The organism is Ruminiclostridium hungatei, from assembly GCF_002051585.1.
GTDB classification, from domain to species: Bacteria; Bacillota; Clostridia; order Acetivibrionales; family DSM-1351; genus Ruminiclostridium; species Ruminiclostridium hungatei.
Genome location: NZ_MZGX01000008.1, coordinates 107,510 through 131,137, shown reverse-complemented (window position 1 = coordinate 131,137; position 23,628 = coordinate 107,510). Strand labels below are relative to the sequence as shown.

The 23,628-nt window shown below is 41.2% G+C and carries 25 protein-coding genes, 1 tRNA gene and 1 riboswitch; of the genes, 24 read left to right on the top strand and 2 right to left on the bottom strand.

What is annotated here, in order from left to right; all coding sequences use genetic code 11:
- Window positions 1-38 precede the first annotated feature (38 nt).
- From flhF to CLHUN_RS07675, 14 genes are all read left to right on the top strand, one after another.
- Window positions 39-1,229: a flagellar biosynthesis GTPase FlhF gene (gene flhF / locus CLHUN_RS07740; protein ID WP_080064011.1), complete on the top strand. Its 1,191-nt coding sequence runs from the start codon at window positions 39-41 to the stop codon at window positions 1,227-1,229.
- A 54-nt stretch (window positions 1,230-1,283) separates the two neighbouring features.
- On the top strand, window positions 1,284-2,207 hold the full coding sequence (locus CLHUN_RS07735) for a MinD/ParA family protein (protein WP_080064010.1): 924 nt from the start codon (window positions 1,284-1,286) through the stop codon (window positions 2,205-2,207).
- Between the two features lie 36 nt (window positions 2,208-2,243).
- Window positions 2,244-2,933 (top strand): flagellar brake protein, encoded by a 690-nt coding sequence (locus tag CLHUN_RS07730; RefSeq protein WP_080064009.1) that lies wholly within the window; start codon window positions 2,244-2,246, stop codon window positions 2,931-2,933.
- Window positions 2,933-4,003 carry a protein-glutamate methylesterase/protein-glutamine glutaminase gene (locus CLHUN_RS07725; RefSeq protein ID WP_080064008.1) on the top strand — a complete coding sequence of 357 codons (1,071 nt, stop codon included), beginning with the start codon at window positions 2,933-2,935 and terminating at the stop codon, window positions 4,001-4,003. Before CLHUN_RS07730 ends, CLHUN_RS07725 begins: the two co-directional genes overlap by 1 nt.
- A gap of 1 nt (window position 4,004) precedes the next feature.
- Window positions 4,005-6,092: a chemotaxis protein CheA gene (locus tag CLHUN_RS07720; RefSeq protein WP_080064007.1), complete on the top strand. Its 2,088-nt coding sequence runs from the start codon at window positions 4,005-4,007 to the stop codon at window positions 6,090-6,092.
- 45 nt (window positions 6,093-6,137) lie between these two features.
- Window positions 6,138-6,584 carry a chemotaxis protein CheW gene (locus tag CLHUN_RS07715; RefSeq protein WP_080064006.1) on the top strand — a complete coding sequence of 149 codons (447 nt, stop codon included), beginning with the start codon at window positions 6,138-6,140 and terminating at the stop codon, window positions 6,582-6,584.
- Window positions 6,585-6,612: 28 nt separating this feature from the next.
- Window positions 6,613-7,230 (top strand): chemotaxis protein CheC, encoded by a 618-nt coding sequence (locus CLHUN_RS07710; protein WP_080064005.1) that lies wholly within the window; start codon window positions 6,613-6,615, stop codon window positions 7,228-7,230.
- Complete coding sequence (locus CLHUN_RS07705) at window positions 7,230-7,718, top strand: chemotaxis protein CheD (protein WP_080064004.1); 489 nt, start codon at window positions 7,230-7,232, stop codon at window positions 7,716-7,718. Before CLHUN_RS07710 ends, CLHUN_RS07705 begins: the two co-directional genes overlap by 1 nt.
- Before the next feature lie 141 nt (window positions 7,719-7,859).
- Complete coding sequence (locus CLHUN_RS07700; protein ID WP_242656470.1) at window positions 7,860-8,228, top strand: hypothetical protein; 369 nt, start codon at window positions 7,860-7,862, stop codon at window positions 8,226-8,228.
- Window positions 8,229-8,269: 41 nt separating this feature from the next.
- Complete coding sequence (locus CLHUN_RS07695; protein WP_080064002.1) at window positions 8,270-9,037, top strand: FliA/WhiG family RNA polymerase sigma factor; 768 nt, start codon at window positions 8,270-8,272, stop codon at window positions 9,035-9,037.
- A gap of 10 nt (window positions 9,038-9,047) precedes the next feature.
- On the top strand, window positions 9,048-10,439 hold the full coding sequence (locus CLHUN_RS07690; RefSeq protein WP_080064001.1) for a DUF342 domain-containing protein: 1,392 nt from the start codon (window positions 9,048-9,050) through the stop codon (window positions 10,437-10,439).
- Between the two features lie 78 nt (window positions 10,440-10,517).
- Window positions 10,518-10,802 (top strand): hypothetical protein, encoded by a 285-nt coding sequence (locus CLHUN_RS07685; RefSeq protein WP_080064000.1) that lies wholly within the window; start codon window positions 10,518-10,520, stop codon window positions 10,800-10,802.
- 16 nt (window positions 10,803-10,818) lie between these two features.
- The gene (locus tag CLHUN_RS21775; protein WP_242656469.1) at window positions 10,819-11,718 is read left to right on the top strand and encodes a DUF6115 domain-containing protein; all 900 of its coding nucleotides are present in this window, start codon (window positions 10,819-10,821) and stop codon (window positions 11,716-11,718) included.
- Complete coding sequence (locus CLHUN_RS07675; protein ID WP_080063999.1) at window positions 11,715-12,263, top strand: hypothetical protein; 549 nt, start codon at window positions 11,715-11,717, stop codon at window positions 12,261-12,263. Before CLHUN_RS21775 ends, CLHUN_RS07675 begins: the two co-directional genes overlap by 4 nt.
- Before the next feature lie 173 nt (window positions 12,264-12,436).
- Here the strand turns inward: CLHUN_RS07675 and CLHUN_RS07670 are convergent, their stop codons facing one another.
- Window positions 12,437-13,831 (bottom strand): MATE family efflux transporter, encoded by a 1,395-nt coding sequence (locus tag CLHUN_RS07670; RefSeq protein ID WP_080063998.1) that lies wholly within the window; start codon window positions 13,829-13,831, stop codon window positions 12,437-12,439.
- 298 nt (window positions 13,832-14,129) lie between these two features.
- Here CLHUN_RS07670 and CLHUN_RS07665 point away from each other — a divergent pair.
- The 10 genes from CLHUN_RS07665 to CLHUN_RS07620 all read left to right on the top strand — a co-directional run bounded on the left by CLHUN_RS07665 (window position 14,130) and on the right by CLHUN_RS07620 (window position 22,106).
- Window positions 14,130-14,216: transfer RNA gene (locus CLHUN_RS07665), tRNA-Leu, on the top strand.
- Between the two features lie 372 nt (window positions 14,217-14,588).
- Window positions 14,589-14,948, top strand: a complete 360-nt coding sequence (locus CLHUN_RS07660) for a hypothetical protein (protein WP_080063997.1) — start codon at window positions 14,589-14,591, stop codon at window positions 14,946-14,948.
- A gap of 338 nt (window positions 14,949-15,286) precedes the next feature.
- The gene (locus CLHUN_RS07655; protein WP_080063996.1) at window positions 15,287-16,072 is read left to right on the top strand and encodes a hypothetical protein; all 786 of its coding nucleotides are present in this window, start codon (window positions 15,287-15,289) and stop codon (window positions 16,070-16,072) included.
- Between the two features lie 146 nt (window positions 16,073-16,218).
- Window positions 16,219-17,058 (top strand): helix-turn-helix domain-containing protein, encoded by an 840-nt coding sequence (locus tag CLHUN_RS07650; protein ID WP_080063995.1) that lies wholly within the window; start codon window positions 16,219-16,221, stop codon window positions 17,056-17,058.
- A gap of 78 nt (window positions 17,059-17,136) precedes the next feature.
- Window positions 17,137-17,520, top strand: coding sequence for a VOC family protein (locus tag CLHUN_RS07645; RefSeq protein WP_080063994.1), 384 nt, complete (start codon window positions 17,137-17,139; stop codon window positions 17,518-17,520).
- A gap of 64 nt (window positions 17,521-17,584) precedes the next feature.
- A complete protein-coding gene (locus tag CLHUN_RS07640; protein WP_080063993.1) occupies window positions 17,585-18,532 on the top strand; it encodes a hypothetical protein in 948 nt (315 codons plus the stop codon).
- 130 nt (window positions 18,533-18,662) lie between these two features.
- On the top strand, window positions 18,663-19,292 hold the full coding sequence (locus CLHUN_RS07635; protein WP_165755701.1) for a TetR/AcrR family transcriptional regulator: 630 nt from the start codon (window positions 18,663-18,665) through the stop codon (window positions 19,290-19,292).
- A gap of 36 nt (window positions 19,293-19,328) precedes the next feature.
- Complete coding sequence (locus tag CLHUN_RS07630) at window positions 19,329-20,210, top strand: alpha/beta fold hydrolase (RefSeq protein WP_080063991.1); 882 nt, start codon at window positions 19,329-19,331, stop codon at window positions 20,208-20,210.
- A gap of 211 nt (window positions 20,211-20,421) precedes the next feature.
- On the top strand, window positions 20,422-21,459 hold the full coding sequence (locus CLHUN_RS07625; protein ID WP_080063990.1) for a S66 family peptidase: 1,038 nt from the start codon (window positions 20,422-20,424) through the stop codon (window positions 21,457-21,459).
- Between the two features lie 131 nt (window positions 21,460-21,590).
- On the top strand, window positions 21,591-22,106 hold the full coding sequence (locus CLHUN_RS07620; protein WP_080063989.1) for a GNAT family N-acetyltransferase: 516 nt from the start codon (window positions 21,591-21,593) through the stop codon (window positions 22,104-22,106).
- Between the two features lie 338 nt (window positions 22,107-22,444).
- Here the strand turns inward: CLHUN_RS07620 and CLHUN_RS07615 are convergent, their stop codons facing one another.
- Complete coding sequence (locus tag CLHUN_RS07615) at window positions 22,445-23,098, bottom strand: ABC transporter ATP-binding protein (protein WP_080063988.1); 654 nt, start codon at window positions 23,096-23,098, stop codon at window positions 22,445-22,447.
- A gap of 127 nt (window positions 23,099-23,225) precedes the next feature.
- Window positions 23,226-23,401, top strand: a riboswitch (M-box (ykoK) riboswitch).
- Window positions 23,402-23,628 lie beyond the last annotated feature (227 nt).

Below are 23,628 nucleotides of genomic sequence, written 5' to 3'. Positions count from 1 at the left end.
AACATTTTGTGGCCGGGTTTCGGCTCATGGAGGTTAAAATGAAGATAAAACGGTATATGGGTAAGAATACACAGGAAGCTTTGCTGAAAGTGAAAATGGACCTTGGAAACAATGCAATAATACTCAATACTAAAAAAGTAAGGCAAAAGGGTATAAAAAAATATTTTACAAAGCCCATGATTGAAATTATGGCAGCTATTGATGACGATAATGCAAAAGCAAGAGAACGGGAATTGTCAAAAACCGGAGCATTTTATCCTGAAAATGTGAATACAAAAAATATATTGTCGCAAAAAGAGGAAAAAATTGTTGAGCTAGAGAATAAAGTAAGTAATATTGAAAGTATGCTGCAAAGGGTTCTAAATACTGTAAAGACTGACAGTAAAAGTATTGAAGCTGTCAAAAAAAATGGAGATGAAGCAAGGCAGACAGAAGCTGAAAAGCTGCCTCAAATATTTCAACTGTTGTATGGCAATCTGTTGAAAAATGAAGTGGATGAAGAAATTGCCAGAAAGATCATTGATCAGGTTGCCAGGAAAAGTGATTCGCGCAATATTAACGATGCATCACTGGTAATGCACTCGGTTATAGCATCTATGTTCGGGAAGGCGGAGCCCATAGCTCTCCGGAAGGATGGAAAGCCAACCGTGATACTGTTTGTGGGGCCCACCGGAGTGGGAAAGACTACAACACTTGCAAAGCTTGCGGCAACCTTTATGCTCTCAGCAAATAAAAAGGTGGGACTGATAACTGCCGATACCTATAGAATAGCAGCGGTGGACCAGTTGAAGACCTATGCTGAAATACTTGGCATACCCATATCCGTGGCATACTCCGTAATGGAAATAACGAATGAGATTCAGAAGTATAGTGATAAGGATGTAATATTGGTTGATACCGCAGGCTGCAGTTACAGGGACAAACAGAAGTTTGACGAACTGAAAAAGCTGGTTGCGGCATCAAATGCGGACAGTATATTTTTGGTGTTGAGTTCTACCGTCAGCTCAAAAAATAGCAGGGAGATAATAAGGAATTATGAGTTTATTCCCAACTACAGGCTAATTTTTACCAAGCTGGATGAAACTCCGGTATACGGAAATATACTAAATACAAAATGTTTTTCAAACAAGAGCCTGTCTTATATCACCAACGGACAGAATGTTCCGGATGATATTGAAATTGTCAACATTGACAGGCTGTCAAAAAACCTGTTGGGAAACATGTCGTAACTTGAATGCCAGGATGAAACCAGGTGGCCGCACTGGAAAACACGGAGGTTAAGGATGCTAGATCAAGCTGAAAAGTTAAGGAAGATAGTAAACGATTTGAATAGCGAGCCCTCAAAGAACGCAAGGAGTATACAGGCGGCAGCCGACCGTATAGCGCTTGACAAAAGTGCGAAGGTTATCGCTGTCACAAGCGGAAAGGGCGGAGTGGGAAAGACAAGTGTTACTGTCAATCTTGCCATTGCTCTGAGCCAGAAAGGCTATAGGGTTGTAATAATAGATGCGGATTTGGGACTGTCAAATATCGACGTTGTTTTCGGCATTGTACCAAAGTATACACTGCTGGATTCCGTCAAAAGTGAGAGAGGTATTCTGGATATACTTTGCGACGGGCCCAATAACATTAAATTCATTTCAGGGGGCTCGGGAGTTCAGGAACTGATAAACCTGGACAAGAATTCACTGGATTCATTTATAGCAAATATGTCCCTGCTGGACCATATAGCGGACTATATCCTGATAGATACAGGTGCCGGACTTTCGGACACCGTTATGAACTTTGTATTATCGGCGGACGAGGTACTTCTGGTGGTGACTCCGGAACCGACTTCAATAACCGATGCATATGCTCTTGTAAAGACTGTTTCGTATTCCAAAAAGGATTGTACCATCAATGTGCTTATAAACAGGGCAGAAAGTGAAGTGGAGGCAAAGACGGTTTACAATAATTTTGCCATGGTTTCAGACCGGTTTCTGGGTATGAAGCTGGAGTCATTGGGATATTTGCCCTTTGACCAGTCCTTTATAAAATCGGTAAAGCTCCAGAAGCCGTATTTGTTATGTTACCCGAAGAATTCAACCAGCAAATTGATAAACGATGTAGTGGATTCTCTTCTGAAAAGGGAGACCAATGTGAACGGCTTGACACAAGCCGGAATTAAAGGATTTATTAATAAATTTGTTGGGTTGTTTACCAATTGATAAAATAGTATACTATTATTAAGTGGGGTAAATCGCTTGAACACTGTATATAACCTGAAAGAATTTTCAATCGGGACAAAGATTGAAATGACAGTTGTTGATCCGGTTGAGGGAAAACTTGATATGGGCTTTATAAGCCAGTTGGAGGGCCTTGTTGATGTTAACACCATCAGAATCAGTGCCCCCATACATGAGGCAAAGGTATATCCCGTAAGAGTGAATTCGCATATAGAAGCATATTTTTTCTATAAGGCGAACCAGATATACAGGGTTATAGGTTATGTCACAGACAGGCTTATCATAGATGATATTGCACTATTGGATGTCAGAGTCACGGAAAAGCCCGAAAAAATTCAGAGAAGACAGTATTACCGCTTTGACTGCAGGGTTCCGGTAAGCTTTAGTCCGCAAAAATCGGACGAGCCCGGAAAGCACGATGAAATTGCTGGCTACACCATTGATATAAGCGGCGGAGGTGTTTCCTCCCAGACTGACTATATGCTTGTGCCAAATTCTGTTATATCAGGTGCCTTATTGTTTGATAACTTCCAATTGAAGTTTAAGGGAAAGGTAATCAGATGCAGCAGAGAAATTATAAATGAAGAGATAAAGTATAATTCTTCCATAAGCTTCGAGGATATTGAGTACAAGGAGCGGGAGAAAATAGTTGGTTTTATATTCAGACAACAGAGGGAATTATTGAAAAAAGGTCTAAGGGGTAGCTAATGAGTTCAAAACCAAAGAAGAATAACTTGGTAAAAGTTTTGATAGTCGATGACTCAGCTTTTATGAGAAAAGTTTTGTCTGATATGATCGATATTGAAGAATCCCTTTCGGTGGTGGGAACGGCCACTGATGGCAAGGATGCGCTGGCTAAGATAGAACAGTTGGATCCTGATGTCATTACTCTTGATGTTGAGATGCCGGTCATGAATGGTATAAGCTGCCTGAGAGAGATAATGAAGAGGTTTCCGAAGCCTGTTATCATGCTCAGCAGCGGCACCGAGCACGGGGCTGAACTGACAATACGGGCTCTGGATGAGGGGGCTGTGGATTTTATAGCAAAACCTAAGAATATATTTGATATCAAGAATGATAAAAAGAAAAATGAAATAATTGAGAAAATTACAATTGCTAAGAATATAAAGTTCAGTTCCGCCAGGAACAAGGCAAGAGAAAGTGAAAGCAGTGCACTTGTCGGAAACAGCAAGGTATTGAAGCATATAATAGCCATAGGGACTTCCACGGGAGGGCCCAAGGCACTGCAAAGCGTCATCCCGTTTTTGCCGGGAGATATTCCGGCAGCCGTATTGATAGTTCAGCATATGCCGCCGGGCTTCACAAATTCGCTGGCAGAAAGGCTGAACAGCAAGAGCGAATTGATTGTAAAGGAAGCTTCCCATAGGGAGAAGCTATTGGCAGGACATGTTTATATTGCACCCGGTGATTCACACATGCTGATAGACGCTGCCCCAAACGGAGATATAATTATTAATCTTGATAAGTCCCCGCCTGTAGGCGGACACAGGCCTTCAGTTGATGTAATGATGCAATCGCTGTCAGCCACAGGGCTGAAAAACATTATCGGGGTCATTATGACGGGGATGGGAGCTGATGGCAGCATAGGTGTAAAAAAGCTCAAGGAAGTCAACATGAGTTATATTATAGCGCAGGATGAGGAAACAAGTGTGGTATTCGGAATGCCGAAAATGGCAATCCAAACAGGAGCGGTAGATAAGGTAGTATCACTAGACAAAATTTCAGAAGAGATTATACAATATTTGGGGGTGCGTTAATATGGATATGAGTCAGTATTTACAAATATTTATCGAAGAGTCGAATGAGCACGTACAGAGCCTTAACCAGTGCCTGCTGCAGATGGAGAAGGACCCTGAGGACAAGGATGTATTAAACGAAATATTCAGAGTCGCTCATACTATTAAAGGCATGGCAGGCACAATGGGTTTCACAAAGATGACAAAACTGACCCATGACATGGAAAATGTGCTTCATGCCATTAGAAATGATGAAATAAAAGTGACCTCGGGGCTGGTGGATGTTTTGTTCAAGTGTCTTGATGCACTTGAAAACTATGTAAACAGCGTTATTGCCACCGGTGGTGAAGGTGACAGGGAATATAAGAGTGTCATAGCTTCCTTGAATGAAATACTGGAAAACAAAGGCGCTGTTTCCACTCCGGCACAGGCGGAGAAAAAGTCCGCGGAGACGACCGCAGTTGCCGCTCCGGTGCAGACCGATGAAAAGTATGTCACCGCTCAGATGGAACTGGACGAATTTGAGCAGTCGGCTGTTAATAAAGCCCTGGATATGGGTATGAATGCATTAAAGATAACAATCGTGCTGAATAAGACCTGCCTGCTGAAGTCTGCAAGGGCATTCATCCTGTTTCAGACCCTGGAGAGATATGGTGAAATAATTAAATCACAGCCGGTGGTTCAGGATATAGAAGATGAAAAATTTGATTTTGAGTTCACTGTAGTGGTAGTTTCAAAAAGTGATGACCATTTGTTTTCAAAGGAACTCAACTCTATTGCGGAAGTGGATGAAGTAATCATAAGGCCTATGAACAGGGTTGCCGCTGAAGGTGCCTCCCCAGAGGCTTCCGTAAAATCAGAGACAGAGGCAAAAGCTTCTTCTGCCGTGGATAGCCCGGCGGCAAAGGAAGGAGAAGCGCAGGAGGCAAAGCAAAATGCAGGCAGCAATGCTCCCAAAAAGACCCAAAGGACAGTCAGAGTTGATATTGACAGGCTGGATGTGCTCATGAACCTGGTGGGAGAGCTGATTATAACAAAGACAAGACTTGAAGGTACAGACATCACAGAAAAGCCCCAGGAGTATCATGAAACGCTGGAGTATCTGGAAAGAATTACCACTAACCTGAATGATGCTGTTATGAAGGTCAGAATGGTTCCTGTTGAAACGGTATTCAACAGATTCCCCAGAATGATAAGGGATATAGCAAAGGATCTGGGCAAGGAAATTGACCTGGTCATGTCGGGAGAAGAGACTGAACTGGACAGAACGGTCATTGATGAAATCGGTGATCCGCTTATCCACCTGTTGAGAAATTCCTGCGACCATGGCCTGGAGTCCACTGAGAAACGAAGGCAGTTGGGCAAGTCTGAGCATGGAAGGATAAACCTTACGGCCTATCAGTCCGGCAACAATGTTATCATCGAGGTATCGGATGACGGAGCCGGTATAAATATTGAGAAAATAAAGGAAAAAGCCATACAAAATGGTATTTTGACCAGGGAAGCCGCAAATGCCATGTCTCAACAGGAGGCAATAGAGCTGCTGTTCAGGCCCAGCTTCAGCACCGCAGAAAAAATTACCGGCCTTTCAGGCAGGGGTGTGGGGCTTGATGTGGTAAAAACCAAGATAGAACAGCTTGGCGGAACGGTTGAAGTGGAAACCTACAGCGGAAAAGGAAGCAAGTTCCTTATAAAACTGCCTCTTACACTTGCAATTTACCAGGCACTGCTTGTTAATGTGGGAAGTGAAAAATATGCCATTCCTTTGGGCTCCATTTACCAGATATATGAATGGAAGGCAGAGGACGTGAAGTCGGTGCAGGGTCAGGAAGTAATCCTGCTGAGAAATATGGTTGTCCCCATAACAAGGCTGGCTGATTCCCTTGAGGTACCTGACAGCAATACCAAGACACAGAAAAAGCTTAAGATTGTTATCGTAAGAAAGGGTGAAAAGCTTACAGGTCTGGTTGTAGACAGTGTAATAGGACAGCAGGAAATAGTTATCAAGTCGCTTGGAAAGCTGCTGACAGGCATAAAATATCTTGCAGGTGCCACTATTCTCGGTGATGGTAATGTTGCATTGATTATTGATGTTAACTCTATTACATAAAAATATTCGAAGGCTTTGAGCCAAAAACGAAAACAGGAGGTCAATATGGCAGACGTACAGGTTAATGATTTTGATACAAAACAATTTATCGTATTCAGTCTTGGTGATGAGCGTTTTGGAATAGATTCCTTAAAGATAACAACAATAGACAGAATGAAGACAATTACAAGAGTCCCAAAAACGCCGTCATATATTAAGGGCGTTATAAATCTGAGAGGTGACATAATTCCTGTCATGGACTTAAGGGACAGATTCAATCTGCCTGCTGTTGAGGAAACAGAGGAAACCAGAATAATTATCCTTAAGCTGGAGGAAGTATCCATAGGGGTTATAGTCGACCAGGTGCAGCAAACCATACAATTGAGCGGAGAAGATATTGAAAACACCACAAGCCTTATCAACAGTGCGGCTGCTGAATATATCTTCGGTATCGGCAAGGTTGGCGGTGAAATAGTAACCCTGATAAACTTTGAAAAATTAGTTAAGCTTTGATTAAAAAAATAAAATTGAGGTAAAAGCAATGACGATTAGTTTTGATGAGTTAAATAATCTCCAAATGGATGTTCTAAGGGAAATAGGTAATATCGGAGCCGGAAACGCAGTTACATCTTTGGCAAAAATGATTGATAAAAAGGTTGATATGGCCGTGCCCAAGGTAAAGATCATGGGCTTTGACAAGGTGAGCCAGATATTGGGCGGAGAGGAAATGATAGTGGTAGGAATACTGCTTAGTGTTACCGGAGATCTGACCGGAAACATGATGTTCATTCTGGACACCTTTGCCGCCAGACAACTGGTAAACATCCTCATAGGCAGTGATTCCACAAGTCTTAGCTTTGATGAAATGGAGTTGTCTGCGCTCAAGGAAATAGGCAATATATTGACCGGATCATATCTGAATGCACTTGCAGGCCTGACCAACCTGAGAATATTGCCTTCCATACCGGAGCTGGCAATAGACATGGCCGGAGCCATATTAAGTGTTCCTGCTATAGAATTCGGCAAAGTGGGAGACTCGGTGCTTTATATCGAGACTGAGTTTAGTGAAGGCATAACTAAAGTATTGGGGGACTTTCTTTTAATACCTGATATTGATTCATACGAGGTATTATTAAAAGCATTGGGAGTTATAGAATAATGGATATAGAGATTATTAAGGTTGGTATGGCTGATTTAAATTCGGCTCACCACCCTTGTATGATAACAACACTTGGGTTAGGCTCCTGTGTGGGCATTGCATTATATGATTCTGCTGCAAAAGTTGTAGGTTTGGCGCACGTTATGTTACCAAGCAGTGAACAGGCAAAAAATAACAGCAATACTGCCAAGTTTGCCGATACGGCAATAGTTAAACTGGTGGAGGATATGGTAAAATTAGGCGCCAGAAAGGAAAGAATAACTGCAAAGCTGGCCGGCGGAGCCCAAATGTTTGCTTTTACCCAGGGGTCTGATCTTATGAGGATAGGATACAGGAATGTCATAGCATCAAAGGAAAAGCTCAAGGAGCTTAATATACCCGTATTGTCCGAAGATACAGGAGGCAATTACGGGAGAACCATTGAGATTTATTCAGAGGACGGCAGGTTGATGGTTAAGACTATTGGCTGCGGAATGAAGCAATTATAAAGATACGCAAGCCGGGGATAAATTTATTAAATATATGTATAAACTAAAGAAAAAGAATGTAGATATTCTTTTTGAAGCCATTTTGGTGGCTTTGCTTTCACTCGCATCACGCGTACATGAGAGGTAAGAATGGAGACAATTATGAAAATACCGTTTCTTTTGGCAATGACGGCGGCTCTGGTTACCGGGATTATAAGTATCAGCAACAATGCCGGTACTAATCAGACCTGCATCAGAATGATCATAGCACTGATTGGATTTTATATATTAGGTGCAATTGTGAGTTCGACCCTGACCGGAATTGTTGAAGAACAGCAAAGACGAAAGCTGGAAGAGGAAAAGCAGCGGAAGCTGGCAGCGGTGAAGCTTGAGGAACAGCAAATGGCTGAGCTGCTGGAGCAGGAGGAACATTTGGGCACTAATCTGGATTTGGTTGCGGGCAGCAGCCTGGACGACGGTTTTTCTCCACTAGATTTATCACAAGCGATTAGGACAAAAGTTAAGGAATAGACATTTTGGTGATATATATAGTAAAGGTTTGGGGGATTTACATGTTTAGTGTAAACAATATTAGTCAGCTTTGGAAACAATATACCGAAAATAAGGACCCTGCTGCAAAAGAAAAGTTAATAGTTCAGTATGCTTATTTGATTAAGTATGTGGCAGGAAGATTGAGCATCTACTTCGGATCAAATGTGGAATTTGACGACCTGGTGGGCTATGGTGCTTTTGGCCTTATAGATGCTATTGAAAAGTTCGACGTAACAAAAGGTGCTAAATTTGAAACTTATGCCTCATTGAGAATCAGAGGCTCTATTATAGATAGTATCAGAGACCTGGATTGGGTTCCAAGGTCTCTGAGGCAAAAGAACAAGGAACTGGAAAGGGTATATGCGGAGATTGAGAATGAAGCAGGCCATTCAGCCACCGACAAGCAGGTTGCCGAGAAGCTTGGAATAAGCATGGATGAATTTTACAGGCTGCTCAATGATGTAAATGTATCGTCAATGATGTCGCTTGAAGAATTCATGGAACAAAATTATGAAAGAGGTCTGGAAATAGTCAGTGAAAATACCGAGGATAAGCCTGAGGCATCTCTGGAACTAAGTGAGATAAAAGAGCTTTTGGCCGATTCTATAAATAAATTGCCGGAAAAAGAGAAAGCGGTAATTACTTTTTATTATTTTGAGGAGCTAACTTTAAAAGAAATAAGTGCCATAATGAATGTAACCGAGTCAAGAATTTCCCAGTTGCATACAAAAGCACTTTTAAGGATGAGAGGCAAATTGTTCAGACACAAAATAATGCTTGAATCTTAAAGGAGAATTTATGGCAAGTCAAAGCGATGTTAAAATTTCAGTTACAGTTTCCCCGGACGAACTTAAAGCTTTTATAACACTGTTTCCGGGTGAAGAAAATTCAGGGGTGAGCAGAGCGGACATTGTTTCAGCTCTGCAGGGCCAGAGGATTGTGTATGGGATCAGGGAGGATGTAATCGATGCCTGCTGCAGTAATCCTATATATAATGAATCTATTTGTGTAGCGGAAGGTTTGCCCGCACAAAACGGCAGGAATGGGTCTGTAAATTATCATTTTGACACTACGGTTGACAAGACTCCAACAGTATTGGAGGACGGAAGGATAAATTACAGGGAATTGAACCTTATTCAGTCCGTTAAGCAGGGCCAGTTGCTGTGTACTGTTGTTCCGCCTGTCATGGGCATTCAGGGAATGACGGTCAAAGGCAAGCCAATACCTGCAGTAAACGGCAAGCCTGCTGTTTTGCCCAGAGGAAAGAATGTCCATTCTTCTGAGGATGGACAAAGCCTGTATGCTTCAACAGATGGAGAAGTTGAATACCTTGATACGACAAAGGTAAGTGTTTATACCAATCATGAGATTCCTGCCGATGTGGACAATTCCACCGGAAATATTAATTTTGTAGGAAGTGTTATCATAAAAGGAAATGTCTTGTCCGGTTTTAGTGTTGAAGCCGGAGGGAATGTTGAGATTTATGGGGTAGTTGAAGGCGCTACCATAAGAGCCGGAGGCAATATCATCCTCAGAAGGGGTATGCAGGGTATGGGCAAGGGGACCCTTATTGCTGGAGGGGATATTGTTGCCAGGTACATTGAGTACAGCAACGTGGAGGCTCAGAATAATATCCAGTCGGAAGCTGTGATGCACAGCAATGTAAAGTGCGGAAACAAGCTTGAGCTGACCGGGAGGAAGGGACTGCTTGTAGGAGGCACCTGCAAAGTGGGGAAAATAATAGTCGCAAAGGTAATCGGTTCTCATATGGCCACAGTAACCGACCTGGAGGTTGGAACTGATCCCACTGTCAGGGAAAGATACAAGCAGGTCAAGGAAGAGCTGACGTCCGGCGAGTCTGATGTAAAAAAAGCCGATCAGGCCATAACAATACTGAAGAAGCTTGAGGGGATGGGAGCGTTGACGCCGGATAAGCAGGAGATTCTTACAAAAAGCGTGAGAACAAAGATTTACCTGTCCTCCAGGCTTGAAGAACTGAAGAGGGAAATGCTGGTGCTGGATGAAAAGCTCCAAATGGAGGTCAGCGGCAAGGTGCGCTGTTTAAACACCATCTATCCCGGCGTAAAGGTTACCATCGGCACATGCATGATGTATGTCAAGGAGTCCCTGCAGTATTGCACTCTGTACAGAGACGGCGCGGACATACGTGTGGGAGCAGTGGACAGGTAATCGGTGTATTTTAGTATTTAACTATTAACTGGAAGCCTTATAGATTAACCATTTACATATGGAGATATGGAGGTCAATATGATAATCAGGCCAATGGATTTTCAAGTCCTCTATCCAAAGACCACCGAGCTGTCCAAAATTCAGAATGAAGAAGCCAACAAAAATCAGGCGATACTTCAGCAGCAGGCCGAAACCAATCGTGACAGGATTGATCACAATTTGAAGCAGGTTGTTGCAAGGGAGAATGTACAGCACGGACGGGTGAATGAAAAGCAGCAGAAAGACAATAATAAGCAAAAAGACAAGAAGAAAAAACAAAAAGATGATGATCGTCAGACAGCTAAAATTGATATAAGGATATAGCAGCATTGAGGTGAAAATGGGCGCTTTTTATGTGAGCATTATATTTTTAGGGATTTTACTGGTAATTGGATCCCTGTTTTTTATTGCTATGGACAAGGTAAGCGGAAAGGATTTTTTCAAGGAGTTCGACAGAAAAAAGGAAGAGATGTTTAACCTTATACAGGACTCTGAGGAAATGCTTCAGGAGCTTAATAAAATGTCCGACTATGTTGTTACAATTATCTCAGAGAAGAATCAGGAATATTTTGAGAAGGTGAATATGACCAGCCAGGAAAGCAAGCCTGGACATGCGGTTAATATTATGGCGCCTTCCGTTCCGATACCTTCTATGCCTGTAACCGGAAGGCCGATTCCAGTGCTGCCTGTGAAAGCTGTTGAAGACATTCCGGGGGCAGCAGGAGCAGGGACAGCAGCTTCAGTGACTTCAGTATTGCAGCCTTCCGCAGCTCAGGCGACGGTATTTCACCCCGCAGTTTCACAAGTGACGGCAGCTCAACCCATGGTTACTCAAACGGAGACAAAAAAGTCTCCGGCAAGAATAATTGCAGCCGAAAAATCTGTAACTGAAGAAGTAACCGAAGAATCTGTAATCGGAAAGCCGGCAGCAGCAAAAGCAGAGCATAAGGTGCCGGGCGGCAAAAAAGCTGCGGAGTTGGAGGAAGAGCCGGATAAGGCTTCACCTGTCAAGGTAGCACAGCCTCAGAAGAATGCCAAACGGGAAGTGAATACCCAGATGGCAGATATTTCAGAAAGACTTAAGGAGACGACAGAAACCAACAAATCCAGGCTTGTACTCAATGGCAGGAGACGTGAAGTGCTGCAGATGATAGAACAGGGCCTGAGCAATGATGAAATAGCAGACAGGCTCAAAATAGGCAAAGGCGAAATCGGACTTATCAGAGGGTTGAGTAAATGAAAAAGGTTCATGAGAAAAGCATAGTGCTGGGAATTGGCATAGGCATGATAATTACCGCGATTGCAGGCTTGATTTATTCCGGAGGTGACAATACCGGCACACAGGCCGGCAAGCTCTCAAAAGAAGAAATAATCAGGCTGGCAAAGGGATATGGTATGATTGAGCCTGTGCATCTTATAAATGACGAGGAAGCAGGAGCCCAGACAGGGAGCAGTACTTCGGCGGCTGTTCAGACCGGCGGCACTGCAACAGATACCGGAGTGTCTGGCAGTGAAAGTTCCGGCAGCACCGGCGGCAAATCAGCAGATACTCAAGCCGCCGGGGAAGCAGGAGAACGGAATATAAATGTTGCTATCAAGCAAGGTTTTGACTCCTCAAAGGTTATTGATGTTTTGTTGGAAAGCGGAGTTATTTCCAATAAGGATAAATTCGCAGAAGTATTGGATTCCTACCAGGCTTCCACAAAGATAAAAATCGGTCAATACAGCTTCAGAAAAAATGATGACTACGAATATATTGTCAAAACCATATGCAACATCAAATAAAACCGCTTTAAATGGCCTGATAACTGCCATTCAAAGCGGTTTTCTGCTTGTCACCCATACAACCCCAACCATGCACCAATATCTTTCACATGCTTTACAGCTTCACATGCTTCATAGCCAGCCACAGATGCGGCAGGCTTCATGCCGGCATGAAACCCGCTACATGTTCAAAATCAGGAAACAGCCTCACCTGTGGTTTCCGGGACTATTTCAAATTCTTTCTTCCTGGTGAATTCCTCTTTTATGACCTTAAAGCCAATAGGAGTGAAAATGAGGACGCAAACCAGTTCAGCAAACGGATAGCAGAACCACACTCCGTCCAGACCAAAGATTTTGCCGAACAAAAATGCTCCCGGAAGTATAAACACCAACTGCCGCAGCAGTGACATAACCAGTGCTTTCATTCCGTGTCCCACTGCCTGGAACATTGTGGTTATAATTACGCCGAAAGCGGCAGGCAGGAAGCAGAGGCTGACAGCTCTGAGGGCAAATATTCCTATGTGGGATTCCTGTCCGAATATGGACAAAAGCTGGCCGGGAACCAACTGGAACAGCACCAGTCCCAGGGACATTATAATAATGGCTACAGTCAGTGACAAATAGAAGGTTTTGTAAAAGCGTTTCTTTTTGTTGGCTCCGAAATTGTATGCCATTATAGGCATAGCTCCCTGTGTCAAACCGAACACAGGCATAAATATAAAGGATTGCAGCTTGAAGTAGATACCCAGCACTGCAATTGCAGTTTCGGAGAAGGACATAAGGATGGCATTGAGCCCGGTGGTGGTTACAGACCCTATGGCATTCATAACTATGGCAGGCGCACCCACCTTATAGATGTTTACAATGTTATCCTTCTTTAATTTCAGGCCCTTCAAGGTCAAATGTATATCATGGCTCTTCAGCCTGTACATGGTCATAACATAGCACATGGCTGTCAACTGCCCGATTACCGTGGCAGTTGCGGAACCGGCAATGCCAAGTTCAGGCAGGCCGAACATACCAAAAATCAGCAGCGGATTGAGAATAATATTTGTTATTGCTCCAATCAGCTGGGATATCATCGGAATAAGCATGTTCCCGGTGGCCTGAAGGGTTTTTGAATGAATTATCTCTATAAACATGCCGGCAGATGCTACCGTTACAATCGTCAGGTAGGTAGTACCCATGGAAATAACCTCAGGGTTTTTTGAAAACAAGGATATGAAAGGTCCGGACACCACCAGGCCTATAACGGCAAATATAGCTGCGTTGACTATGGCAAGAAACAACCCTGTTCTTGCGGTGATGGTGGCCTCATCAACCTTGCCTTCGCCAAGCTTTCTGGCTATCAGTGAATTAGTGCCGATTCCAACACCGACGGCAAAAGCCAGTGTCAGCAACTGCATGGGAAAGGCTATGGAAACTGCGGTGAAGGCTTCTTCACCCAGCTTTGAAACAAAGTAACTGTCTACGACATTGTAAAGAGATTGTACCAGCATGGACAGCATGGCAGGCAGTGACATACTTGCCAGAAGCCTTCCAATCGGCACACTTCCCATTTTTTCGGATTTGAGATTTTCCTTCTGCATAATGACCCCTTCTATTTCTGTATACTATATTAAGTAGTTTATATCAAACAATTGATTCTATCAAATTATCCGATAAAAAGTCAAATAAAATAAAAAAACTGTTTATGGTAAATACAGGGAAGAAATTTTCTGCCGTTAACAATAGCTTGCCAGGCCGTGATTTTCAGGTGTTTGACCACTACAGCAGGCAGTCGGGCAGTGAACATAAATAATACCTGCAAAAAAATTATATTTTGAATATTTGGTATTGATTTGTGAAAGTTTCTATGTTACTATATTTAAGCAGTGAAAAACACATGCCGAAGTGGTGAAATTGGCAGACGCACTGGACTCAAAATCCAGCGTTAGTGATAACATGTCGGTTCGAGTCCGACCTTCGGCACCAAAAGGGTTTCGTAGATTTTATAATTTATGAAATCCTTTTTTATTTCACTAAATCCAGTGGGTATAAAAAGCTTATTTTTAACACACTGGACTCAACAAAGTAGAGACCTATATTTAATAAAGTGGACACTGATTTTGAAGATTTTAAATAATTGTACTAAGTATTTTAATGATAAAGGCTAAAATATTTTAAACGCCCTCCGACCAGAGGGTGTTTTTTGTTTTAACGAATACCTCATTGCAAAGACGGACTATCTTTGAATTTCCATGAACCCGACAAAATTAAATATAAAAAAATTCAATAGGAAATAATTGTAAATAAATTGCTTTTTTAGTAGTATATATTATATAAACAAAATTAAGGGGGTTTATAATGAAAAAACGAGTTATTTCAGCATTATTGCTTGCTGTGATGTTAACAGTAATTTTAGTAGGATCAGCAAGTGCAGCAAGTGGAGTTGTTATTACATCTCCTCAATCAGGTCAAACTTTTAGTAAAACGGATTCAATAACATTTTCTTGGTCAAACGGTATATATGCACCTAAGTTCTTAGTAACCATAGTCAACACTACTAAAAATGACTATTATTATAACTCTATGCCTATGATAAAAAGGAGTTTCACTATCGGTGGTGGAGTTTTTGCTGCTGGAACGTATAGATTTTCTGTTGTTGGAGTCGATGATAGTGGGAATATTATTTCATTTCATTCAATTTCATTTAAAGTAGTATAAAGTATATTATATTCAGTCCATGATAACTTGTACATAAACGCTCTTTAACTTAAATGATGAAGAGCGTTCTTTGTTTGCCTTATACTCAGAGGTATATATATCATAATACCCTGAAAGACGGAATTTCAGGTTTCTGAAAAAGAATAATATTACAATGAAAATATCAATTTTATTAGCTTATGAAATTAATGTAATAAATATAGGCTTGTTCAAAATTTTCTCAATCCAAAGACTTGTATAATTACTAAATTGGGCTTGAGATATAATGGGATAATTAATAAAATTTGTTTAATCAGGAATTATCTTTAATTTACGCAATGGTAGTGAGGGTGTATTTTATGAGTAAGGGATTCAGTAAATTTATAGCATTCGTGGGGTTGTTATCCAGTCTTATTGGAATTATCTATTTTTTTTCTGGTAAGGGTACTATAGCAGATTTTATTGGACATAAAGATAATACTAATCCATCAGCCGCGACAGCAAGTTATAGTCAAATCATTGAAAAGAGACAACAAGATTCCAATAGCACTCAATCTGAAATAAGTTTAGAAACCTCATTAATTTCCGATTCGATACCAGAATATACATCTTCCACACTATCACCGAAGCCTAGTAAAGATACTGGGGAGTTGAGTAATGATATAATTGATTCCACAAAGCAAATACCACAACCCAATGTGGATGATAACTATTTAAAAATTAAAATTGATGGTGTAGAAAAAAATTATTTTGTCCTCGATGGCTATATGTATTTTTATAATGACGTATGGTGTCTTAATTTTCATTCAGATAAGTTTAGTAATAATGACAGTATATTTATAAAATTACCCTCGAACATAGCTACTGGTGATTCAATCAAAATTACCACTTACAATCCGCAATCAGATGGTTGGTTAACCATGCCTGATTATACGAAAGACTTTATTTACACAACTAATAAAGGATACCAGTTTTTGATTGATGGAGTTCAAAATGGTCAAATAAATGTAAAAATTGATAAGTGGGAAGGAAGAGGTGGAAATGTTACAGGTAGTATAGAAGGAACGCTTACCATAAATAGCGTAGACAAAATTAAATTTGAAAATGGAACTTTTAAAGCTAAAATAGAAGAAAAACCTTATTGAAAATAGTTAGTAGTAAGTAAGAGACCTGGGAAAGTACGATGGGAGTACTTTATTGGTCACTGTCACTTTATTGACTTTTGGCAGCATACGGGCAATAATATCATTATTATTAATCTGTCTTTAAAAGGACATATAAAGGACCGGTAATGTTTACATTAAATAGTATTTATCGACCAATCACTGCCCAGCCGTTTCTCAATGACGAATCTTATACCGAGCTTCAGCCCTGTGAAGCACTTAAGCCCTACATATGCTGCTTTTGGGTTACACAGAAGCCTCACTCAGGCTTAACTTCGACTGAAATGAAAGACAAGCTTGTAATCCCTGACACTTGCATGGACATAATCTTTAACATTAATATGGATAAAAATGAGCTTGAGGGCTTATTTGCCGGTATAAGCGACACCACATTTATGGACAAGGCAAAAAATGTTAGTCCTTTAATGTCCTGCTTTGCCATCAGGTTCTATAGCTGGGCTGTCCCATTGTTTTCTGACGAGTCCATGAAATATGTCTTTAATTCCTTCGTTGACGTAGAAACTTATTTTACAAACCTTAAGCATGACTTGCACGGTATACTGACCGGCAACCTGCTTATTCCGGATACAGTGGATAAGGTTGAAAAATATCTCCTTAAGAGGATAGACTCCGGCAGACAAAACAATAATGTAATGAATGCTGTCTACAAAGTTCTGAAGTCTAAAGGTACGTCAAATATTTCTGAACTTGCCGGTTTTACGGCAGTCAGCCAAAGGCAGCTCGAAAGATTATTCCTGGAGTACGTCGGTGTTTCGCCCAAAAAACTTTCAGGGCTTATCCGATACCAATATCTCTGGCAGGATATTATGCTGGACAGAAAATTTAACATTCAAGATGCTGTTTGCAAATATGGGTATACTGACCAAGCACATTTACTTAACGATTTCAGGAAATATCATACAATGTCGCTTATGGATGCAAGAAGGTTTGCTTATAAAACAAGGTGATGACGATTTTTTACAATACAATAGAAACAGAAAAGGGTATCATAAGAAAAGGATAATCAAATTACAGGGGAGGATTATATGAGGTCTATACTTCAAATTTACGTCAAGGGAAGTGATGCGGCGTTCGAATTCTATAAAAAGGCGTTTGGTGCCGATATAGGCTTTCAGGATGTAGACGAGCATGGTACGGTCATCCATAGGGAGCTTGACGTTTGCGGACAAGCCATTGCAGTTGGTGAGGCTCGTGATACCACCCGTGCCGGCGGAGATAAAAGGCTTACAGGCAATACCATGCAATTTTGCATTCAATTTGGGGAAGGGCAGGAGGATAAGGTGCGTAAGGCATATGAAACCCTGCTGGAGGGCAGCGAAATAATAACACCTTTTGATGAACTGTTTTTCAGCCCCTGTGGTGTGGAGCTCATAGACAAATACGGCGTCTGGTGGTGCCTGTTTGTGTAAAACCTATTTTTGCAATACAGATTCTATTATTTGTTATAAGTTATTTATTTAAGGGGTGATATTTGTGAAAAAACTTTCATTGAAGGACTACAAAGAGGTTAAATCCTGGATGTATCGCAATGCACGGCCAATTGAACTGGCACTTTGGCAGTATTATTTTGAAAATGGCAGTAAGGAAGCAGTACTTTCCGCCTTATCCTTCTATCAGAATGACGACGGTGGATTTGGACATGCTCTTGAGGCGGATAGCTGGAACCCGAATTCATCACCGTATACAACCTTGAGGGCAATTAATATTTTAAAAGGGATTGACTTTAGCCATAAGCAGCATCCCATGCTGCAAGGAATATTCAAGTTTCTGGAAAGTAACGTCTATTGTTCGGAAAACGGATGGTATTTTAATATTCCGTCAAATGATGACTATGCTCATGCCCCCTGGTGGACGTACAGCATGGAAGACAATACTTTTGAAGGCATAGGAGTAACAGCGGGTATAATCAGTTTTATATTCATGAATGCCTATAAGGATTCTGATATATTTAACAAGGCTCTTACGCTTGCTGAGGTTATAACCGGCAAACTCAACACATCTGATAAATATGGAGAGATGGGCATCGGCGGTTATTACGTGTTGCTTGACACTTTAGAGCGAGCAGGGCTGACATCACATTTCGACCACAAAGCTCTTACAGAAAAAGTTAAAAAGCTTGTATATGATGCTATAGAAAGAGATACCTCAAAATGGGCTTATTATTCTCGAAGACCTTCTGATTATATATATTCTCCTGGAAGTATCTTTTATAAGGATAACGAGGACATTATAGCAAAAGAGCTTGATTATCTCATTGACACAAGGCCGCAGAATGGTGTTTGGAATATTACCTGGAGCTGGTTTGAAAACAATGAAAAATATGCAAAGGAGTTCGCCATAAGTGAAAATTGGTGGAAGGCAAGCGCTGCCATTGACAAAATCATTTTCTTAAAAAACTTTGGCAGGCTGGAGCAGTTTTAAGCTGAAAATAGAGATACCAGGCGTTTCAGACGTTTGGTATTTTTTTGTAGCCCCAGCAGCACTTTCCTTTACATAGGAAAAAATGCATGCTACAATATGAATGAACGTTCATTCAGGAGGAGCGAGTATTATGTCTATTCAAAGTGAAGCGCTGGACAGGAAGTTTATTGAAAATTTCGAAAAAATGATTCCCGACAAGGGAAACAGGCAAATAATTATGAACGCTATTGAAGTGTTTTCCAGGAAGGGGCTGGCCGGGACAAAAATAAAGGATATAGCTGAAAAGGCTGGTTTTAGTCAGGGCTTTGTCTATAATTACTTTAAATCCAAGGATGACATATTCATCAAGATCTTTGATCTGGCACTTGAGGGTGCGGGCAATTCGGTAAAATATGCATCTGAGCTGGAAGGTACTCCATATCAGAAAATATATTGGCTGACAGAAGCATACTTATCTCCTGAGGGAATTTCAATGCACCATTGGAGACTGATAATGCTTCAGGCTACTACCTCGGAAGGAATACCCGAGGAAGCGAAAAGAATATCGAAAGAGAAAATAAAAAAGCCCTTTGAATATATGCTGCCAATGATTATTGAAGGGCAAAATTTGGGGGAAATAGTCAAAGAAGACCCTTTGACACTTTCTATAACGTATTTTTCATTTATACAGGGGTTGGGTATCACACGGGTACAAAATGGGAAAGACATTCCTTTTCCGTCTGTTGATATGGTTCTCAGTTTCTTAAGGAGTAAAGCTTAACAGGTTAATGTGAAAATAATGTGAGGAGGGGTCTCTATGGTCAAGGTGTTTAAGAATGAAAAAGGTAAAGGGCAGGTCTTGAATTCCTATAATCACTTGCTTGAATTATGGGATACCGCTTTTGAAGAGGTGGAGCTGTCAACCAGGTATGGAACAACACATTGCATTATTTCGGGCAATAAAGAAAATCCGCCCTTGCTGATGTTTCATGGTGTGGGTGACAACTCCGCCGTTATGTGGGTTTTGAATATCAGGGAATTATCCCGGCATTTCTACTGTATCGCAGTTGATACAATGGGAGGTCCAGGAAAGAGCATTCCAAATGAAAACTATAACAAGAAGGACTTTGACCAGGTGGGCTGGATAAATGAAGTGGCGGAACTGCTTGAAATAAAGGCTTTTAATATTATCGGCGTATCCAACGGCGGGTATATGGCTTTTAACTATGCAGTAAATGAAGGTCACAGGGTCAATAAGGTTGTGTGCCTGGAGGGCGGCATGCTTATTAAGCCCTTTAAAGCAATGTTTAAGACCATTATGAGTCTGTTTCCGGAAATTCTGATTCCAAACAGAAATAATATGTGTAAAATAATGAAAAAGCTGATTTCACCGGATTCTGACTTTTTTGAGAGCTGTCCGGAGGTGATTGACCACATGATTACGGTAATGAAAAATCACAACCAGATGGCTATGTTTATGCACAAGTTGGAAAAGTATGATAAGGAAAAAGCAATGCCTGTAAAAGAAAAGCTGTATTTTTTGATTGGCGGCTACAGGTTGACAGACAAGAAAGATTTTACAGATATCCTGGAGGATGGCGGATACCATTACAAGGTAATAAATGGTGCAGGACATGGTATAAACCACGAGCAGCCCGAAACAGTCAATAATGAAATAATTAATTTTTTGCTGGCCTGATGAAAAGGGTTTGCATGTTCCGGTGATTTCACCCGCAATTATAATAAGGCCAATCCTGAACATCCCATAACTGCCTTTGACAATGTAAATTATTGCCTGGCAGTTAAGGAATAACACAATAAAAGAATCAAATACAATAAAAAAATCAAATCAAATAAAATAAAATAAAAGGCAAATACGCTTTATACAAATCAGAAAAGGGAGTGAACACGTGGAGCTGATAAAACCGAAGAAATTAAAGCCGGGAGATACGGTTGCAGCAGTGAGCCTGTCCTGGGGCGGTGCAGGAGACGGAAGCATGCTGTGGAGGTATAATATAGGCAAGCAGCGGCTTCGGGAGATTTTTGGCCTGAATGTGGTTGAAATGCCAAATACACTAAAAGGCAGCGAGTTTTTATACAAGCATCCTGAAAAGAGGGCGGAGGATTTAATGCAGGCTTTCGAGGAGAAGGATATAAAAGCTGTTATAGCGTGTATAGGCGGCTGTGAGAGCGTGAGGCTGCTTCCATATATTGATTATGCTATCATAAGGAAAAATCCCAAGATATTCCTGGGGTATTCAGATACCACGGTCACTCATTTTATATGTCTTAAAGCCGGTATTTCCAGCTACTATGGAGCTTCCATACTTTCAGAGTTCGCCGAGAATGTGGAAATGTTCGAATACACCACCCGCTGGATAAAAAAAGCCCTGTTCAGCAATGATATAATCGGCAAAATTCCCCCTTCTCCGGTCTGGACAAGTGAATTCCTGCCCTGGGAGGAAAAAAACAGGGAGATAAGGAGAGCTACCAGCCCGAACAACGGATATGAGCTTCTCCAAGGCAGCGGCGTTGTTCGGGGTCCATTGCTGGGAGGCTGTATTGAAGTGCTTGAAATGCTGAAGGGAACTGAAATATGGCCGGATATTGACAGGTGGAATAATGCAATACTGTTTTTTGAAACATCTGAGGAGAAACCGTCCCCTGCATATCTGGAATACTGGCTCAGGAACTATGGTTCTCAAGGCATACTGAGCAGGATAAATGGCATCATATTTGGAAAGCCCTATGACAACACCTATTATGAGGAGTATAAAAGTACTGTTTTGAAGGTGGTAAGAGACGAGTTGAAATTCACCGGCCTGCCTATACTCTTCAACATGAACTTCGGGCATACTGCTCCCATGACTGTGCTGCCCTATGGTGCTGTGGCTGAGATAAATTGTGAGGAAATTTCATTTTCAATAATTGAAGCCGGTGTTTTATAGTTCAGGCAAGAGAGTAATGCTTTATAAGGACGGAACTTAACTCTTGCTGTGCGGGTGTTTTCCATAATATAATTAAAACCGGCCGGGACAGGCCGGAATATTAAATAAATATCCATGAAAGGCACAAAGAAATGAATATTGAAAGAATTTTTTCAGAAAGACTGGTATTGGTTCCGTTTACACTTGAAGTTGCAACGGATGTGTTTAAGGGCAGAATGTCCGTGCTGGAGGAGCTGGGACTTAAGGTGGACGAAAGCTGGCCGGATAATGAGAGCCTTGAAACACTGCCTAAAATCATTAAAATCCTGGAATCGGCAAAAGAGCCCTCCGGTTTTGAATCGTGGCTGGTGGTAAAGCGGGATACAATGACCGTAATCGGTGACGCAGGCTTTAAGGGGAAGCCCGACCAAAAGGGTGGAATAGACATAGGCTATTCTATAATAGCTCAGGAGCAAAAGAAGGGATATGGATTTGAGACGGCAAAGGCACTTGCTGACTGGGCTTTTTTGCAGGAGGAGGTAAGCTGCATAACAGCAAGCTGTCTTAAGAGCAACAAGGGCTCTGCCAGGGTTCTCGAAAAAATAGGAATGCAGGAAACCTCCCGGGATGAGGCAATGATATACTGGAAAGTTTCAAGACCGGTTTAAAAGGAGTTGGGATAATTTAACTCGTTGTGCTAGTTAAAAATGTGGTAAACAGGCAAGAGCTGCTTGGATGCTGCCCATTTCTTTAAAGTGTCCTCGCGTGAGCAAACTTGTCTCTTGAAGACTTTATTAACTGGCACAACAGGTTAAATTAATACATATAAACAGAGCTCGAAAGTTTTGAAAAATATTTAAGAACCGGTTTTAAAAAGCCGGGTTTAATTTACTTATATTATATAGGGAGCTTCCCTAAATAAATCGAATATGTTTAAAGGGACTAAGCAGCAGGGGAGGTAGCCGGATACTAGCTCCCCTGCTGCACTGCATTGACTTTGCTCCTATCATTTGCGCTCGGTTCTGGCTATCTCACCGGCAGCCATTGATATAATGCTGCTGGCATGTCTTCTCATTTGCCCGGGACTGTTTGTGACCCACAATATAGTTATACCTTCATCATTCAGCACTTTTATCACATTTTCTACAATTACCGTATTATCGTGGTCAAGCTGGGAGGTGATTTCATCCAACAGCAATAATTCAGGCTTGAACAGCAGGCTTCTGGCAAGTGACAGGCGCTGCTTCTCTCCGTCGGACAGGTATCTTACCTCCTTGTATATAAAATCAGGAGAAAGCCGGAAGAGGGAAAAAAGTTCAAAAATCCTCTTTTCATCCACCTTCAGGTCTCTTATAAGGAATGGAAATCTCAGGTTTTCCATAACGGTGTCTCCGAAAAGATAAGGTGTGTGAAAACAATAGGTTATGCTTTTTCTTAATTCCGAGGGAGTATACATATCCAGGCTTTTGGATTTAAAGCTTATTTCACCCTGGGTGGGACTTATGAGATTGCAGCTCAGCTTTAAAAGTGCGCTTTTTCCGCTGCCTGAAGGGCCGATTATCATTATGAAAGCTCCCTCTTCGACATTAACAGATATATTTTTCAGAACGGTTTTATTGTCATGAACATAAGTTACCTTATGAAATTCAAGTAAAGACATGTCTTAGCACCTCCGGACATACATATCTCTTATTATATTCCCAGAAATAGATTAATTAATCAGGTATGAGAATTTTCTGCACCAGTGTATTGTAATCTTGAAAATAAGAGTATATAATTATGTTAATAGAATATTTCGTTAGGTGAGGTTCCTATACAGATATATGCTGCTGCCCGGAAACATCGAGAGATGCCAATGGGTCAACAGGTACTACCGAAATAAGGTTTTACTTAATGTAGCTGGAGAAGATATTGTAGTATTCCAAAGCTGTATAGTGCTAAAACTCAACGAGTGAAGGTATTTTTTTATGCTTGAAATCCGTCACTCGTAGTGTCGGTTTTTTTGTTTTGCGAAATATGCTTATCAATTTATAGATATATATTTTCATTTTTTTTGTAAAGGCAGGTGAATGGTATGGATTGTGACCCTGATAGTAGAAACATAAAATTTAATACAAAATCATATGGGTTTATTTTTCATGCCGTCACGCATTTACATGTCTAGCTGGCAGTGCTTTGCAGTCTGAAAAA